The sequence below is a fragment of the Rhizobium sp. ZK1 genome, assembly GCF_047782645.1.
Classification (GTDB): Bacteria; Pseudomonadota; Alphaproteobacteria; order Rhizobiales; family Rhizobiaceae; genus Rhizobium.
In genome coordinates this window covers 3,229,614-3,246,626 of sequence record NZ_CP180586.1, presented here as the reverse complement: position 1 = coordinate 3,246,626, position 17,013 = coordinate 3,229,614, and the positions used below count along the sequence as shown (strand labels likewise).

General features: G+C 60.9%; 16 protein-coding genes. 14 read left to right on the top strand and 2 right to left on the bottom strand.

Translation table 11 applies throughout. The features are described from left to right. Window positions 1-38: 38 nt before the first annotated feature. The 7 genes from ACK9YZ_RS16635 (at window position 39) to ACK9YZ_RS16605 (ending at window position 7,574) form a co-directional block, all read left to right on the top strand. Window positions 39-1,679: an ABC transporter substrate-binding protein gene (locus ACK9YZ_RS16635; RefSeq protein ID WP_416064552.1), complete on the top strand. Its 1,641-nt coding sequence runs from the start codon at window positions 39-41 to the stop codon at window positions 1,677-1,679. A gap of 133 nt (window positions 1,680-1,812) precedes the next feature. Then, window positions 1,813-2,769 (top strand): ABC transporter permease, encoded by a 957-nt coding sequence (locus ACK9YZ_RS16630; protein WP_183802751.1) that lies wholly within the window; start codon window positions 1,813-1,815, stop codon window positions 2,767-2,769. A 2-nt stretch (window positions 2,770-2,771) separates the two neighbouring features. Next, window positions 2,772-3,731, top strand: a complete 960-nt coding sequence (locus ACK9YZ_RS16625; protein ID WP_216755730.1) for an ABC transporter permease — start codon at window positions 2,772-2,774, stop codon at window positions 3,729-3,731. After that, window positions 3,728-4,735 carry an ABC transporter ATP-binding protein gene (locus ACK9YZ_RS16620; RefSeq protein WP_416064551.1) on the top strand — a complete coding sequence of 336 codons (1,008 nt, stop codon included), beginning with the start codon at window positions 3,728-3,730 and terminating at the stop codon, window positions 4,733-4,735. The genes ACK9YZ_RS16625 and ACK9YZ_RS16620 overlap by 4 nt, the downstream gene beginning before the upstream one ends. Further along, complete coding sequence (locus ACK9YZ_RS16615; RefSeq protein ID WP_416064550.1) at window positions 4,735-5,727, top strand: ABC transporter ATP-binding protein; 993 nt, start codon at window positions 4,735-4,737, stop codon at window positions 5,725-5,727. Before ACK9YZ_RS16620 ends, ACK9YZ_RS16615 begins: the two co-directional genes overlap by 1 nt. After that, window positions 5,724-6,785 carry a four-carbon acid sugar kinase family protein gene (locus ACK9YZ_RS16610; protein WP_216755727.1) on the top strand — a complete coding sequence of 354 codons (1,062 nt, stop codon included), beginning with the start codon at window positions 5,724-5,726 and terminating at the stop codon, window positions 6,783-6,785. The genes ACK9YZ_RS16615 and ACK9YZ_RS16610 overlap by 4 nt, the downstream gene beginning before the upstream one ends. Before the next feature lie 24 nt (window positions 6,786-6,809). After that, window positions 6,810-7,574 (top strand): FadR/GntR family transcriptional regulator, encoded by a 765-nt coding sequence (locus tag ACK9YZ_RS16605; protein WP_216755726.1) that lies wholly within the window; start codon window positions 6,810-6,812, stop codon window positions 7,572-7,574. A 27-nt stretch (window positions 7,575-7,601) separates the two neighbouring features. Here the strand turns inward: ACK9YZ_RS16605 and ACK9YZ_RS16600 are convergent, their stop codons facing one another. Then, window positions 7,602-8,489: a LysR family transcriptional regulator gene (locus ACK9YZ_RS16600; RefSeq protein WP_416064549.1), complete on the bottom strand. Its 888-nt coding sequence runs from the start codon at window positions 8,487-8,489 to the stop codon at window positions 7,602-7,604. A gap of 79 nt (window positions 8,490-8,568) precedes the next feature. Between ACK9YZ_RS16600 and ACK9YZ_RS16595 the strand changes: the two genes are divergently transcribed. The 4 genes from ACK9YZ_RS16595 (at window position 8,569) to ACK9YZ_RS16580 (ending at window position 11,603) form a co-directional block, all read left to right on the top strand. Continuing rightward, a complete protein-coding gene (locus ACK9YZ_RS16595; protein WP_416064548.1) occupies window positions 8,569-9,351 on the top strand; it encodes an MBL fold metallo-hydrolase in 783 nt (260 codons plus the stop codon). A gap of 48 nt (window positions 9,352-9,399) precedes the next feature. Then, entirely contained in the window at window positions 9,400-10,113 is a 714-nt protein-coding gene (locus ACK9YZ_RS16590) for an SDR family NAD(P)-dependent oxidoreductase (RefSeq protein WP_216755723.1), read from the top strand. Between the two features lie 64 nt (window positions 10,114-10,177). Further along, window positions 10,178-10,423 (top strand): tautomerase family protein, encoded by a 246-nt coding sequence (locus ACK9YZ_RS16585; RefSeq protein WP_416064547.1) that lies wholly within the window; start codon window positions 10,178-10,180, stop codon window positions 10,421-10,423. 124 nt (window positions 10,424-10,547) lie between these two features. Continuing rightward, window positions 10,548-11,603 carry an NAD(P)H-dependent flavin oxidoreductase gene (locus tag ACK9YZ_RS16580; protein ID WP_416064546.1) on the top strand — a complete coding sequence of 352 codons (1,056 nt, stop codon included), beginning with the start codon at window positions 10,548-10,550 and terminating at the stop codon, window positions 11,601-11,603. Between the two features lie 50 nt (window positions 11,604-11,653). Here ACK9YZ_RS16580 and ACK9YZ_RS16575 read toward each other — a convergent pair whose 3' ends face one another. Beyond that, window positions 11,654-13,591 carry a mechanosensitive ion channel family protein gene (locus ACK9YZ_RS16575; RefSeq protein ID WP_416064545.1) on the bottom strand — a complete coding sequence of 646 codons (1,938 nt, stop codon included), beginning with the start codon at window positions 13,589-13,591 and terminating at the stop codon, window positions 11,654-11,656. 230 nt (window positions 13,592-13,821) lie between these two features. Between ACK9YZ_RS16575 and ACK9YZ_RS16570 the strand changes: the two genes are divergently transcribed. The 3 genes from ACK9YZ_RS16570 (at window position 13,822) to ACK9YZ_RS16560 (ending at window position 16,973) form a co-directional block, all read left to right on the top strand. After that, window positions 13,822-14,121, top strand: a complete 300-nt coding sequence (locus ACK9YZ_RS16570; protein WP_216755719.1) for a hypothetical protein — start codon at window positions 13,822-13,824, stop codon at window positions 14,119-14,121. Window positions 14,122-14,247: 126 nt separating this feature from the next. Further along, window positions 14,248-15,987: a hypothetical protein gene (locus ACK9YZ_RS16565; protein ID WP_416064544.1), complete on the top strand. Its 1,740-nt coding sequence runs from the start codon at window positions 14,248-14,250 to the stop codon at window positions 15,985-15,987. A gap of 203 nt (window positions 15,988-16,190) precedes the next feature. After that, complete coding sequence (locus ACK9YZ_RS16560; RefSeq protein WP_216755717.1) at window positions 16,191-16,973, top strand: outer membrane protein; 783 nt, start codon at window positions 16,191-16,193, stop codon at window positions 16,971-16,973. Window positions 16,974-17,013: the final 40 nt, after the last annotated feature.

The following is a 17,013-nucleotide window of genomic DNA, read 5'->3' as shown; positions in this document are numbered from 1 at the left end:
GTCTTTCGAAAGGCGCGCTATTTGCCATGGAGGAGCAAATGACAATTCGCAACGACCAAGACTTTTCGCAGATTTCCCGGCGTCACGCGCTGAAGCTGGGGCTTGCAGCCGGCGTTGGCTTCTCGCTTTTCGGCGCGAGTGCCCGCATCGTCATGGCGCAGGATGGCCAGGTCCTGAAGGCCATCAATCCTGCTTTCGACCAGGACTGGTCGCCGCTGCGCGGCGGCGGCAGAACCTTCCGCTGGAATTCGTTCTGGTGGGCTTCGCCGATGTATTTCGACGCCGATGGAAAGATCCAGCCCTACGTCTTCACGAGCTGGGACTCGCCGGACAAGAAGGTCTGGACGTTCAAGATCGACCCGAAAGCGGTCTTCTCCGATGGCAGCAAGATCACCTCGGCCGATATCAAGGGCTCCTGGGAAGTCTCTTCCATGCCCAATACGAAGAACCAGCGTGTCGATCAGGTGCTGAGCAAGGTTCAGGGCTACAAGGAAATCTCCGCCGGCTCCGGCAACGAATTGACGGGCGTTGCGACACCTGATGAATCGACGGTCGTCTGCACGCTGACGGAAGCCGATCCGATCTTCTTCATGCGTCTTGCCAACCACATCGTCCCGATCACCAAGGCTGCCCAGTCGCGCGGCAGTGACGGCGAGGAAATGGCCGATTGGTACAAGCCGGACAGCAGCGCGGTCTATTCCGGCCCCTTCAAGCTGACGGCTCTCGATATAGACGCTGGTACGCTGACCTTTGAACCGAACGAAAAGTTCTTCGGACCGAAGCCGAAACTCGCCCGCATCGAGATCAGCTCGATTGAAGACAATGTCACCGCGACCTCGCTGATCAAATCCGGCGAATACAATGCTCACACCGAGCTCATCACCTCGACGATCGTCCAGGATCTCGGCCCGGAATTTTCTGCCGGCCCGTTCATCCCGACCAGCCAGCATTTCTGGTTCAACACCTCTCGCGCGCCGATGGATGATCCCAAGGTTCGCCAGGCGCTGATCATGGCGGTCGACCGCGACGGCCTGTTCAAGGCGTCCTATCCGGATGGTCCGCACAAGAAGGCCGACCAGATCCTGAATTCGGTTCCGGGTGCCGACAATTCCGGCTTCGAGCCCTATCCGTATGATCCGGCAGCGGCCAAAAAGCTGCTGGCTGAATCGAGCTATGGCGGCCCAGAGCGTCTTCCCAAGCTGCTGTTCGTCGGCATTTCCGGCCCGGCGATCCAGGCGGCTGCGCAGTTCATCGCCGAGCAGTGGCGCCAGAACCTCGGCATCACCGCCGTCGACATGAAGCCGCAGCAGGATGCCTATGCTGGCCCAGACCAGAATTCGGTTCAGATCTTCCGTGACGACGTCGGCACACGTGTTCCCGATGCCGTCTCCTATCTCGCCGGCTCTATCGCTTCTACCTCGTCAAACGCCCAGAATAAGCTCGGCGGATACAAGAACGACAAGGTGGACAGCCTGCTTGCAGAGGCAGCGACCAAGTCTGCCGACGATCCGGATCGTGTAAAGCTCGCGCAGGAAGCCCAGAAGGCCTTCCGCGACGACTGGGTGTTTATCCCGTGGTATTCTCAGGCGATGTCGCGCTGGGCGACCAAGGACGTCAAGGCAATGGAAAAGAACCTCGACTGGCAGGTTGTGGCTCCCTGGGATGTTTCCATCGGCTAAGGCCGATAACATGGCCGCATGATGCGGCCGAAGCAGCGGCGCGAAGGTCGCAAGACCTTCGCGCTATATTTCAAGAAGAACCGGCGGCTGCGACCTCCTGCGGGAATGCGCCGGGCAAGAATGGGAGGTGGCCTTGCTACGCTACGTGCTTACGCGGTTTGCCATCTGGATTCCGTCGGTCCTGATCGTGATGATGGCCGTCTATGCGATGGCATTCTACGGTGCTGGCGACCCGATCAAGCTGATCTTCCTTCGCGCGCCCGGTGACGTTGCCTATAACCCGCAGCGTATCGAGGCGATCCGCGAAAGTGCGGGCCTCAACAAACCCTTCATCGAGCAGTTCGGCCTTTACGTCTGGAACCTCCTGCACGGCCAGTTCGGCAACTCGCTGACATCGGGCCGCTCGGTCTGGGCGATGGTTTCTGCTGCTGCACCGGTTTCCTTCCAGCTTGCGCTCTGTTCCATCATCCTGACGGCTGTCGTCGCGATCCCGCTCGGCATGATCGCCGCCCTCAATCAGAACAACCGCGTCGACTACACGATCCTCGGCACGGCGCTTTTTCTCTGGGCGATCCCGGCCTATGTCGCAGGTCCGCTTCTGATGGTGGCGCTGATCGTGCTGCTGCCGATGATCAAGGTGCCCTATGGCTGGGGCGGCGTCTTTGACGTGCGCATCATCCTGCCGCTCATCGTTTTGTCCTTCCAGCCGATCGCGCTGATCGTGCGCCAGACGCGCGCCGCCGTTATCGAGGTGCTGTCCGAAGATTTCGTCCGCACCGCGCGCGCCAAGGGCGTGCCGGAAATCGTGGTGGCGCTGAAGCACATCCTGCGCCCAGTGCTGACGCCCGTCGTCACGCAGCTCGGCCTCATCATGATCACCATCGTCAACGGCGCCATCTTCGTCGAGCTCGTTTTCGGCCTGCCAGGCCTCGGGCGCTTGACAGTACAGGCGCTCATCAATTCCGATTATCCCGTCATTCTCGCGATCACCCTGATCGGATCCTTCCTGGTCATGGTATCGAATCTGCTGGTCGATGTGCTTTATCCGCTGCTCGATCCGCGGGCCAATGACTCCAGAAGGAGCCGCTGATCATGTCCGCAATCCCTCTTTCGACGATCGATACGGCCGAGGAGCCGCCTGTCAATCTGTGGCGTGATGCCTGGCATCGCCTGAGGCGCAACAAGCTTGCAATCTTCGGTCTGATCGTGATCGTGATCCTCGCCTTCACGGCGATCTTCGGCCCCGCTCTCACGCCTTATGACTATCTCAGCCAGGATCTCGCTTCGCGCAATGCGCCACCGTCGCTGGCGCATTTCTTCGGTACCGATGATCTTGGTCGCGACGTCTTCAGCCGTATCGTGTTCGGCACGCGCACAGCCTTCCTCGTCGCCGTCATCGTCACCTTCATCGCTGTCCTGATCGGGCTCGTGCTCGGCGCTGTCGCCGGCTTCTTCGGCAATCCGTTCGATCGGGTCATCATGTGGCTGACCGATATGACGATGTCGGTGCCGAACCTGCTGCTCGTCGTCGTCATCAATGCATCGCTGAAAACGCCGATCACCAGGTGGATGGAGGCGCAGTATCTCGCGACCCTCAATCCCTTCTATCGCCAGACTGTTTGGGTAGATTTTCTCCTCGTCTTCGGCTCAATGGCGCTGATCTCCTGGCCGCCCTATGCGCGCCTCGTCCGCGCCCAGGTCCTGTCGATCCGCAATCGCCCCTATGTCATGGCGGCACAGGCGCTCGGCCTTTCCAACTGGATCGTCATCCTGCGCTATATCGTGCCGAATGCGCTCGGGCCGCTGATCGTTTCCGTCAGCGCCGGCCTCGGCACCGCCATGGTGCTGGAAAGTGCCTTCAGCTTCCTCGGTGTTGGCGTCAATCCGCCGACGCCGAGCTGGGGTAACATGATCTCGGACGGCCTGCGTGTCTGGCAGCATTATCCGCATCTCCTCGCCGCTCCGGCGGCGGTGCTCGGCCTTGCCTCGGTAGCCTTCAGCTTCCTCGGCGATGGTCTCAACGACGCACTCAATCCGCGAGGCGGCAAATGATGAACGCACCAAGCAATGAACGCCTGCTGGACGTGAAGGATCTCACCATCGAGATCGATACGCGCCGCGGCCCGGCCGTTGTGGTCGACGGCATCGATCTCTACGTCAACAAGGGTGAGACGCTGGGCGTCGTCGGTGAATCCGGCTGCGGCAAGAGCCTGACCATGCTGAGCCTGATGCGGCTTCTGCCGAACAAGATCAAGGTAGCGAAGGGTTCGGCGACGTTTGACGGGCGCGACCTGCAGAAGATGTCGAACGGCGAGTTGCGCAAGGTGCGCGGCGGCGATGTCGGTTTCGTCTTCCAGGATCCGATGACCTCGCTCAATCCTGTGATGCGCATCGGCGACCAGATCTGCGAGCCGCTGATCTATCACCGCAAGATGTCGAAGAAGGAGGCACGGGCTCGCGCCGTCGAGCTTCTGCGTCTCGTCGGCATTCCGGGACCGGAAGAGCGGCTGATGGCCTATCCGCACGAGCTGTCCGGCGGCATGCGCCAGCGCGTGATGATCGCGATCGGCCTTGCCTGCAATCCGAAGCTGCTGATCGCCGACGAGCCGACGACTGCACTCGACGTGACAATCCAGGCCCAGATCGTCGATCTGGTGAAGGATCTGCGCGCCAAGCTCGGCATGTCCGTCGTCTGGATCACCCACGACCTCGCGCTGATCGCCGGTCTCGTCGATCGCGTCGCCGTGCTCTATGCCGGCACGGTCGTGGAAGATGCGCCGGTGGACGAGCTCTATGCTCGTCCCAGCCATCCCTATACACGTGGCCTCTTGTCCTCGATCCCGAAGCTTTCGGATGCGCCCGCAAGCCGCCTGTCCTCAATCGGCGGCACGCCACCCGAGCCCGGCCGTCGCCCCAGCGGCTGCCCCTTTGCACCGCGGTGCCCGCTGGCGGAAGCTGTCTGTCATGAGCGTGTGCCGCGGCTGGAGCCGGTTTCCGGCGACAGCGCACACCGCGCTGCCTGTTTCGTCGTCCAGAGAATGCAGGAGGCTGCGTGATGGGTGCTCAACCGCTCCTGAAGGTCGAAAACCTTGTCAAGCATTTTCATGTCAAGCTCGGGGCTTTCGGCGAGCGTTCGGCGACCGTCTATGCGCTCGACAACGTGAATCTCGAGATCATGGAAGGCGAGACGCTGAGCCTCGTGGGTGAATCCGGCTGCGGCAAGTCGACGACCGGCTTCACCATCCTCAATCTCTACAAGGCGACGAGCGGCAAGGTTGTCTACAAGGGCCAGGATCTCGCGACGCTGGACGAAAAGCAGATGCGGCCCTTCCGCCGTGACCTGCAGATCGTCTTCCAGGATCCCTATTCAACGCTGAACCCGCGCATGACGGTCGGCGAGGCGATCGGCGAGCCGATCCTCTTCCACAAGCTCGCCACCAAGGCCGAGCTCAAGGACAAGGTTGCGGCCCTGCTGACGGATGTCGGCCTGCCGACGCGTTTTGCCCAGCGTTACCCGCACGAGCTCTCGGGCGGCCAGCGCCAGCGCGTCGTCATTGCGCGTGCGCTTGCCTGTCAGCCGAAGTTCATCGTCTGCGACGAGGCGATTTCGGCGCTCGACGTGTCGATCCAGGCACAGATCATCAACCTGCTGCTCGATTTGCAGGAAAAATATGGCCTGACCTATCTCTTCATCGCGCATGACCTGGCGGTGGTACGTCATATCAGCACCCGCGTCGGCGTCATGTATCTCGGCCGTCTGGCCGAGCTTGCAACGCGTGAAGAGCTCTTCGACAATCCGCTGCATCCCTATACGAAGGCGCTGCTTTCAGCCGTGCCGGAAACCGATCCGGAGCTTGAGCGGACACGTAAGCGTCAGATCCTGCAGGGCGATGTGCCAAGCCCGCTGAATCCGCCGACAGGCTGTCGTTTCCACACGCGCTGCCCGATCGCCATGGAGGTTTGCAGCAAGGTCATTCCGGAATGGAAGGAAGCGAAGCCCGGCCATCTCGTTGCCTGCCATGCGGTCAATCCGGGGCAGACTTCATGACGTTGAAAGTCGCCATCATTGCCGACGACCTGACCGGCTCGCTCGATACGGGCACACCCTTTATAGAGGCCGGGTTGTCAGTCGCCGTCGCGATCGATGTCGAAGCGGCTGGCATGGCGCTGGAAACCGGCGCCGAAGTCGTTGTGGTCAATACTGCCTCGCGCAGCCTGCCGGAGGAGGAAGCGGCCGCGCGTGTGCGGGCCGTTGCCGAGACCCTGCGCGCTGCCGGGTCGGCAATCTTCATGAAGAAGATCGACTCCCGGCTGAAGGGCAATATCGCAGCCGAAAGCACTGCGCTGGCAGATGTGCTGGGTCTCAAGACAATCCTCATGGCACCTGCCATTCCCGATCAGGAGCGGATCACCTATCGTGGTTGCGTAGTTGGGCGCGGTGTGGAGCATCCTTTGCCGATAGCCGACCTCTTTGCCGGATTTGGCCGTGACGTGATGGTTGCCGATGCCGAAGACGATGCCGATCTCGATATTGTCGTCGTGGAGAACGACTGGCTTTCCACCCTTGCCGTCGGCGCCCGTGGTCTGGGTTCGGCCCTGGCGCGACGGCTCGGCGGAACTGCGCGGCTGGTGCCCGAATTTCTTGCGACGCGGAAGACGCTGTTTGCCTTCGGCTCCCGCGATCCCATCACGGCCGTGCAGATGGATCGTCTCGAGGCCTCGCATGTACTTCGCATCGTCGTCGATGCGCCGATGGGTGCGGTCGAAAGCGGCGAGGGGTTGGCGCTGCCGGCACTGCTGCGCTGCACCGGCGAGATCAAGAGCGATGCCGCGCTTGTTGCCGCTCGCTTTGCGCAGGGCGTGAAATCGGTCATAGATGATACGAACCCGGATATGATCATGGTGGGCGGCGGCGATACTGCGCTTGCCGTTTTCCGTGAACTGGGCGTTTCGGTCCTGTTGCCGAAGGGGGAAATCGAGGCCGGTATTCCGTGGTTTGACGTGACCGGCGTCAACGGGCGGCAATTTCGATGTGCCGTCAAGTCGGGGGGCTTCGGCAATTCCGATAGTTTGCTAAGACTGATCGTTCGGAATCAGGCGGCGTAACGGATGCCAGCAGGGAGAATGAGAGTGGACGAAGCGAATGGTGGATCGGTGAATCCTGAAGCTGCGCCTCAGGCGCGGCCGGAGCGCGGCAGGGCCGTGAAGCTGGTCGACCGTGTCCTCGACCAGTTGATGGAACGCATCCGCGCCGGCAATTACCCGCCGGATTCACGCCTTCCGGGCGAACACGAACTGGCTTCGATGCTCGGCGTCTCGCGCCCGATCGTGCGCGATGCGCTGGCACGCCTGCGCGAGCAGGGGATCGTCTATGCAAGGCAGGGAGCCGGCACATTCGTCAGCGCGCATGGTTCGCCAACGGCCCAGCTGGCCTATTCGCCGGTCAAGACGATTGCCGATATCCAGCGCTGCTACGAATTTCGCCTGACGATCGAACCGGCGGCCGCCTATTTTGCCGCCAAGCGCCGTGACGATGCCGCGATCCAGAAAATCGCGGCCGCGCTTGCAGACCTGCGTGAGGCGACCAGCCATCAGCTTCACCGGGTGGACGCCGATTTCGTCTTCCACCGCGCCGTCACCGAGGCAGCCAACAACCACTATTACACCGCCTCCATGGATGCGCTGAAAGCGCATATCGCCGTCGGCATGCATCTGCATGGGCTTTCGTTGCTTGGTCCGCGGCCGGGCCTGGAGCAGGTGTACCAGGAGCATAACGAAATCTACAAGGCGATCGCCGAGGGCAGGGCGGAAGATGCCCGTGACCTGATGCGGGCGCATCTCGAGGGTTCGCGGGATCGCCTGTTCGAAGGCCGTGTGCTCGACCTGTCCTTCTGAGGAAGCCCGGCTTCGGGTGTCGAGGTCTCATTCCTCGAATAAAGCTTGTTCCGTCGCGAATATCTTGGTGATGTATTCGGCGGCGGTCCGGATCGGCAGATCCTTGCGCTGCTGGCGTCGGGTGAGAAGCCAGGCTTCCCGCGGCGGCGGGACTAGTTCGAGCGGGCAGGGGTAGAGGTTTCCTTCCAGACGGCCGATGTAATGCGGCAGGAGTGCCAGACCTGCGCCTGATTTGGCAGCCATCGCCTGGGAAACCTGATTGTTGGTGCGGAAAGACACGCGCGCGTGCGAGAAGTGGCGGGCCAGCCAGATCGCCTCGGGCACATAGCCGTTTACCTCGTCAAATCCGACGAAGACGGGTTCGGCGCCGTTTTCGACCTGCCGGCAAACCTCCTGCGTTCCGTAAAAGCCGTATCCGATCGTCGCAAGTTGCTTGGCGATCAAATCGCCGTCCTGCGGTTTTCCCAGGCGTATGGCGATGTCGGCCTCGTGACGTTCGAGGCTTATGGTGCGCAGGTCAGTCGCGAGGTCGATATCGAGGCCCGGATATTGTTTGGTGATCTCCGCCAAACGGGGGATCAGGAAGCCCTGCGAGAGTGCGGGCGAGGCGTTGATGCGCACCAGGCCTTTCGGCGTGTCATCCTTCCAGCCCCGTCCGAGCGTCTGGACGGAGGCTTCCATGTCGCTTGCTGCGGTGAGCGCACGGGTCCCAGCTGGGGTCAGCACGTAGCCGTCCGGGCGACGCTCGACGAGTTTTTCGCCGAGCGTTTCCTCCAGCGAATGAAGCCGGCGGGCGATCGTCGCATGGTTGACACGCAGCGTCCGGGCGGCGGCCGATAGGCTTCCGTGCCGTCCGAGCGCGAGAAAGACCCTGATGTCCTGCCAGTCCGGCTCTGTGCGTTTTTTATCAGCCATTGACAAAGAATAGCGAATTTTTCGCAGAAGGAAACGGGACTAGACAGGAGGCGACCTCGAAAAAAAAGGGTTGCCGAACATGAGTTCTTCCAGTCTCAATCTTACGCTTATCGGCGGACCGACCGTGCTGATCGAATACGGCGCGCTTCGGCTTCTGACCGATCCGACATTCGACCCGCCGGGCCTCTACAGGGAAAAGCCCGTACGCTTCGAAAAAACCTCCGGTCCTGCCTTGTCGGTCGAGCAGATCGGCCGGCTGGATGCAGTGTTGCTCAGCCACGACCAGCACCTCGACAATCTCGATAGTGCCGGCCGGGCGATGCTGCCGACGGTCGGCACTACCTACACGACCCAGACCGGTGCGAAGCGGCTGGGTGGTAATGCCCTTGGGCTTGCTCCATTCGAAACCGCCACGCTGGAAGGCGCCGGTGGCGAGAGGCTGCTGGTCACGGCAACACCGGCCCGTCACGGTCCTGTCGGTATCGAGCCGATTTCCGGCGATGTCGTCGGCTTCGCACTCGGCCGCGAAAAGCCTGGCGACCTTCTCTACGTGACCGGCGACACGGTCTGGTACGAGGGCACGGCCGAGGTTGCGCGGCTCTTTTCTCCCAAAGTCGTGCTGTTGTTTACGGGCGCTGCCGAGCCCCGTGGCCGCTTCCACATGACGATGGGCAGCGAAGATGCTCTGGAGGCGGCACATGCCTTCCCGAACGCGCTGCTCGTGCCTGCGCATAACGAAGGCTGGGTACACTTCCGCGAAAATCAGGACCAGCTCGCGCACGCTTTCTCGGTCTTCAACCTCGATGACCGCCTGAAGCTCTTCGAAAAAGGCAAACCGCTCGTCGTCGACCTGACGGCCTGAACATCTCAACACGTGGCGCAAAGCGCCGATCTTCCAAGGAGACATATCATGAGCAATGAACAGAAAGTCGCAGTCGTTACCGGTGCTTCGCAGGGTATCGGCGCAGGTATCGTCGAGGCCTATCGCAAGGAAGGCTACGTTGTTGTCGCCAACTCCCGCAACATCCAGCCGTCGTCCGATACGGGCGTTATCGCAGTCCCCGGCAACGTCGGTGCGCGCGCTGTCGCCGAACAGGTGATCAAGACGGCCGTGGAGCGTTTCGGTCGTGTCGACACGCTGATCAACAATGCCGGTATCTTCATCGGCAAGCCGTTCACCGATTACACCGTCGAAGATTTCGATAACGTCATCAACGTCAACGTTGCCGGCTTCTTCCACATCACGCAGTTTGCCATCGCCCAGATGCTGAAGCAGGGCCATGGTCACATCGTTCAGATTACGACGGCCCTTGTGGATCAGCCGATCGCCGGTGTTCCCACGGGTCTTGCGACGCTGACCAAGGGCGGTCTCGATGCCGTTACGCGCGGGCTCGCCATCGAATATGCCAAGAGCGGTATTCGCGTGAATGCGGTCGCGCCGGGGATCATCAGGACGCCCATGCATGCGCCGGAAACGCATGATTTCCTCAAGGACCTGCACCCGGTCGGCCGGTTGGGCGAGGTGAGCGAAATCGTCGATGCCGTGCTTTATCTGGAGCATGCCGGCTTCGTGACCGGCGAGACGCTGAATGTCGATGGCGGCCAGCACGCCGGCCGTTGGTAATGGCTGCAAGGGGAAGCAACGGACGGCGCGCCTGAAGAGCGCCCGTCCTTCAAGGAGAACGACAATGCCTTATGTGAATATCAAGGTGACACGAGAAGGCACGGCTCCGGGTGCAAGCAGCACCACGCCGGAACAGAAGGCCGCCCTCATCAAGGGTATCAGCGATCTGCTCTTCGACATCATGGGCAAGCCGCATGACAGCACCTTCGTCGTCATCGATGAAATCGAGATGGAGAGCTGGGGAGTGAGCGGTCTGCCTGTGCCCGAATATCGCAAGCAGCTTGCTGAAAAGGCAGCGAAACAGAAATAATACGGAGCAATTCCAGCAAAATTGCTTAGCGGTTTTGTGTCCGGAATTGCGAAAACAAATAGCGTGGCGGCCGTCAGGGCCGCCATTCGCTTTGCAGTCAAGTGAAACGCAGGGATATCGCGTCATGGGCAACTGGCAGGACAATCGTATCATCGACCTCTTCGGGATCGAACTTCCCATCATTCAGGCCCCAATGGCGGGTGCGACCACGCCTGAGATGGTGATCGCGACCAGCGAAGCCGGCGGTCTCGGGTCGCTTCCCGCAGCACTCCTGACAACAGAACAGACAAAAGCTGCGCTTGATCAGATACGCTCTGCGACATCAAAGCCGATCAATGTGAATTTCTTCGCACATACCAATCCGGCAACTGACGCCGTTGCCCAGATGAGATGGCGCACTGTGCTCGCACCCTATTACGTCGAGTTGGGGCTGGATCCCGCTGCACCGGTTCCAACGGCTGCGCGGGCGCCGTTCGATAACGACTATTGCACACTCGTCGAAAACTACCGGCCGGAGGTCGTCAGCTTCCATTTTGGTCTGCCGGAGCAGGACCTGCTGGAGCGCGTGCGGCGCACTGGCGCGAAAATCATCGCCTCGGCAACGACAGTCGCAGAGGCGCGCTGGCTGGTGGAACGCGGTGTCGATGCGGTCATCGCGATGGGGCTGGAAGCAGGCGGTCACCGGGGCAATTTTCTGAGCGATGACATGATAACGCAGGTCGGCACCATGGCGCTCGTACCGCAGATCGTCGATGCCGTTCCCGTGCCCGTCATTGCGGCTGGCGGCATCAGCGACCGGCGTGGTGTCCGCGCTGCTTTTGTGCTTGGTGCGTCCGCGGTTCAGGTGGGTACGGCCTATCTGCTGACACCGGAAGCAAAGGTTACCGCCTTCCACCGTGAAGCGCTGAAATCGGCACGGGACGACAATACGGCCCTCACCAATATCTTTACCGGCCGCCCGGCTCGCGGCATCGTCAATCGCATCATGCGGGAGATCGGACCGCTGTCGAAGACTGCGCCGGCATTCCCGACCGCCGGCGGCGCGCTGGCGCCGCTGAGGGCTGTGACCGAAAAAGAAGGCAGGTCGGATTTCAGCAATATGTGGGCTGGTCAGGCCGCAAGTCTTGCACGCGAAATGTCGAGCGGCGAGCTGACGCGCTATCTCGTCGAAGCCGCCTAGGGGCGCCGCGCATGGTGCGGGTGCCCTGCCCGGACTCCGCGGCGGTCATTTCAGCCCTCCGTGCCGGCGGCCTTCGCCTGCTGGGCGGCGCGGAGCGTGGCTGTTGCGGCCGCAGCAGCGCCGTTCTTGTCGTCGCCGCCGACCTGAACCATGGGCTGGGCGAATTCGATGCCGTTGTTCTGGAAGGCTTCGCGGATCATGGCGTAGGCCTTGCGGCGGATATAGGTCTGCATGCCGGGCACCGTCGTCATGGCGAAGCTCAGGACGATGCCGTAGTCGCCGAATTCCTCGACGCCCTTCATCTTGAGCGGTTCGATGAAAAGCGGGCCGAGCTCGGCATCTTCTTTCAACTCTGCGCCGATCGTCTTGGTGATCTTGCGGGCCTTGTTGATGTCGGTGTTGTAGGCGACCGAGATGCGGAACTTGTCGATCACCCAGTCGCGGCTCATGTTTTCCACAGCGCCGAGCTCTCCGAAGGGTACAGTGAAGACGGGGCCGCGATGGTGGCGCAGCCGCACCGAGCGCAGGCTGAAGCCTTCTACCGTTCCCTTGTAGTTTTTCGCCTGTATATATTCGCCGACACGGAAGGCGTCATCGAGCATATAGAAAACGCCGCTGATGACGTCCTTGACGAGGGTCTGCGAACCGAAGCCGATCGCCACGCCGAAGATGCCAGCGCCGGCGATCAGCGGACCGATCTCGACGCCGAGCTGCGCCAGCACAATCAGGCCGGCCATGACCGCCACCATGACGGCCAGCGCGTTGCGGAAGATCGGCAGTAATGTCCGGAATCGCGCGCGTTTCGCCACTTCGGCAGGGGCGAGGCCGGTCGCATCTGCCGAGGTTGTAATGGTGCGGTCGATCCAGCCCTTGGCAAGCTGCCAGAGAAGATCGGCAATCAGCAGCACGATGATACCTTTCAGCAGTCCATGGAGGACGGCGGCTAACGTCGCGTTCTGATTTGCAAGGGAATCCGGACTGAGGCGCCAGACGAGAGCCAGCCAGCCAACGGCGAGTGCTATGATGATCGCCCGGCTGCCGCGGACGAGCAATATGCTCCTGGCGCTTCCTGACGGCGCCGTCGTGAGCGTCGCCGCTGCTCTGCCTATGGCGCGCAACAGATCCGGCAGGACGAGAGCGTAGACGCCGAGCCAGAAAAGGCCTTGCAGATCAAGGCACCAGAGGATCCACAACAGGGCGAGGAAGGCGGTGAGGCCTGCTTTTATGACAATGGACCGGGCCAATGCCGACCAGACCGTTTCGATCGCGAGCGCCAGCAGAAGAAGAGAAAAACAATAGGAGATGGCCTCCGTGACTGCCTGATCGACGCCAACCGGTGCGCCGAGCGTTGCGGTTGCCGCGGCAAACAGTGCGATGCCGACAAAAAGCTGGGCGCGGATGGCGAGTGAGGGGCGGATGCTCTCCACGAGGCCAATCAAGACAGCGGCTACGCGGTAGATGACGAAGGCGACCAAGTAGGCGAGCAGAACCAGCCGGGCGAGCGGCGGCCATTCAACGGCGAAGAATATGATTGCAACGACCAGGGTGAAAACCGCGACCGGAAGAAGGCGAGCGACCGGGCCGATCGAGGGAGACCGGGCGCGCCTGAAGAGCCATTCGGCGGCCGCGCCTGCAGCGACCAGGCCGGCAAAAATCAGGAAGATCGGCGCATAGCCATGCGATACGGCATCCTGGCGAGCACGAGCGGCGCCTTCGGACACTTCGGAGGGGATGCGCGGAACTGCAGTAACAATACCATGGATGCGCGAGCGCAGCCGCTCTTCCCAAGTCGCAAAGCCTGATGGCTGGGCGGCTGCGGCTGTTGCGTCCTGCTCCTTCTTCCGGCTTTCCAGCCATGTTTGGATCTCAGGATCCTGCAGCAGGCCTATCAACTGGTCGATTTTTTGCTGGGGTGGCGGTGGCGCGGTCTGTGCCGTCGCCGCGGTCACGACGAGGAAAGCCAGAAGATATACCGCCAGCCTGATCATTTGTTATGTCTCCCGGCGGCAGCAGAGGTCGTCACCCATCTGTCCATGTGCTCATCCTTCCACGCTGGAAGGATGAGCACAGCCGATGCGTTTATGGGAGTACTTTACGGTAAACTCCGGCGTAAAAGCGGGGTAAGAGGCGTAAATGGCGGTGGATTTACGGTAACGTACTTCCATCTTGCACCTGTCGCTCCATAGTCGGCGGGATGAGCAGGAGGCCCGGATCTCCAATGGGTAAGGAAGGAGGCATCAAGTGGAACTGCACGGAAACCGCACAGCGTGGGCTGTGGCGGCTCATGCTGAAATTGCCCGCAGTGCGGGGCAGACTGCAGCTTCTCGCATCGAAATCCCGCTCGCTGAGCGATCTCTTTGAGGCTTATGAGGAAGCGAGCCTAGCCCTGGAGCGCCTCATGCGACAGCCCGGGGAGGGGCATTGTCCGATGGTCGTGGAATACGAGACCATCTGTGCCGAAATCGAATCCGATATCATCCTATATGTTTTGGAGCACGGCTCTAACGTGCCGAATTGAGGCGCTGAGTCACGTTAAAACCGATCTCCTACTGGTTTTGTTAGAATTTTCAGTTGCAACCTGTCGCCGCCTCGGCGATAAACGTCCCTGTTATGCTTTAGCCTATTCAGCGCGTGCGGGGCGGTCATGGGTGCTGAAGTACACAACGCGAGGACATGCGAAGTATCGCTGTCGGAGGCCAGGGCAGAACTCGAACGAATTCTGTCCGATCCAAGATTCCATGCTACGGAACGACAACGGGCCATTCTGCGGTATCTTGCGGAACGGCGCTTTGCCGGCTGCGAAGAGGGGGTCAAGGCCTATTCCATCGCACTTGATGTCCTCGGGCGAGCGAGTAATTTCGATGCATCGAACGATCCGATCGTGCGCATCGAGGTGAGCCGGCTGCGTTCGTCGGTCGAGAACTATTACGAAGCTTTCGGTGCCGAGCAGGATGTGACGATCCACATTCCCAAGGGTACTTATGTGACGCTTTTCCCTCGGTCGTATGTGCCTTACGAGCATGACGAAGAAGAAGTGGTGCTGGAAAGCGATCTGCCCGAGACGTCTGATGATGGTCCTGTTTGCCTGGCTGTAGAAGGCTCCGATGCCCTTTCACCTTTTCGCCGGCCCCTGATGGTCCATACGGGGATGGCGCTGCTGCTCTGCGCGGCGATCGCTGCCGGCGTCGTTCTCTATGCCTCGAAGCCGTCCCTGACAGTCCGCCCGTCGGTCGCGCTTTCCATTGATGCGGTTGAGACTAGGATGCAAGGCGAGGCCAGCCAGACGCGTGACATGCTGTTGACGGCGCTGACGCAATTCCAGACGTTGACGGTGGCGAAGGCTGGTTATGCCGGTGCGCGAGCGCAGAAGGCTGCAGGACGGGCTTATGAAATCGACATGAAATATTACGGCGACGGCGATCTCAGGAGTGTCTGGTGGCAGATCGTCGACAGCGAGTCCGGCGACCTCCTGAAATCGGGGCTGGAAACGATTGCCATTGACGGAAAGAGCCCGGCAGCGACCCGCCAGGAGATCGTCGATGTTCTTGCGCGCCGCTTTGCAGCGACGCGGGGGGTGATCAACAATATCGAAACGCATGCCAGCAGCACAGACTCGATCGGCAACGCCTGCGTCCTGCGTGCAGAATTTCAGCTTGATGACGGCAGTTCGGACAATATGGCCGCGGTACGCTCCTGCCTCGAACGGACGCTTGCCGCCGATCCGAGCAATTCCGACGCTGAGGCGTTGCTTGCGCGCGTCCTGATCGCGCCGGAGGCCGCGGCCGAAGATGCTGTCGTGCGCGACCATGCTCTCGGTCTGGCGAACCGCGCGGTTTCAATCGCCCCCATGTCGGATCGCGCCTATGTGGCGCTGATGATGACGCAGTTCGCCGATGGACGCATCGATGCAGCGCTGCAGGCCGGAAACCGGGCGATCTCGCTCAACCCGAGCAATCCGGATGCTGTGGCAAAGCTCGCTTTCGTGCTGTTTTCAGCCGGTTACTTCGACGCTGGTGTTGCTATGGCGCAAGATGCCGGCCGTGCCGTCGATATTGTGCCGCGCGACGCCATGCTCGTTCTTGCTCTCGATGCCTATCGCCGCGGCGAATGGTCGGAGGCCTCACTGCTTGCCGAGCAGGTGAATTGCGCGGATTTCGTCGTGCGCGCCTTGCGCGCTGCCGCACTCGGTCAGCTCGGTTCCGATCAAGCCAAGGGGCGACTTGCCGATGTGCGGGGCAGGGATCCGGATTTCGAACGGACCCTCCGGCGGCAGCTGGAAGCAAAACGCCTCCAGCCGCTGCTTTCGGCTGAGATCGAGGCAGGTCTCGCCAAGGCTGGAGCAGTGTTCGCATTCAATGATGTTACAAGTGCCCTCGACCCGTAAATCGGGTTGCGTTTACGGCAACGTACTTGTTCGACCTCGGCTTTCTGCAAAGCTCGCCTTCGGCGGCCAGTTCCGCGGCGATAAGCTCGTTTACGATCACATTTACACTGCGGTTTACCGTAACGTACTTCCGTCTGGAGCCGCAGATGTATCCTATTGCGACAGGGCGGATGAAATTTTGTCGGTGAGCAGAGGGATTGTTGATGCGAACCACCATGCTGTTGCTTTCCGCGGCCATTCTGGCCGCTCCGGTCATGTCTCAAGCTGCCGACATTGCTCCCGTTCTCGCTCCGCAGCCGCAGCCCACCAATCCCGACAAATGGACGTTTTCAGTTTCTCCCTATTTCTGGATCGCCGGCATAACCGGTGATGCGGCGGTCTTCGGTCTTCCGGAAGTTCATGTCGACGAGAGTTTCAGTGATATTCTCTCCGACCTCGATTTTGCCTTCATGGTGGCAGGTGACGCCCGATATGACCGCTTCAGCATCGTGACCGATATCATTTATTCCCGCATAACGACGGACGCAGCTACGCCGCGCGGGATTTTGGCCGATGAGGTCGATCTGAAGCAAGAGACGTTTGCGGCGCTGATCGGCGCGGGTTATACGGTTCTCGAAGATCCTCGGGGGCGGCTCGATGTCATCGGCGGCGTAAAAATCTGGTATACGGAAACGACGATCTCGTTTTCCGGCGGTCCCCTGGGTGGGGCTTCAGCCAAGGACGATGCGACCTGGGTGGATGCCATGGCTGGTGTCCGAGGTGTATATTCGATCACGCCCACTGTCTATCTGACCGCGTGGGGCCTGATCGGAGCTGGTGGCGCTGATCTCGACTGGGATGTGATGGCGGGTATCGGCTACAAATGGAACGATGCCATTTCCGCAATGGCCGGTTACCGTGCCCTCGGCGTGAACTACAGCGACGACACCTTGACCAACGACATCGTCGAACATGGTCCGATTCTGGGTCTGGTCTTCCATTTCTAAGATTGCGCAAGAGCGTTGGTGGCAATCACGCGAGCGCTTC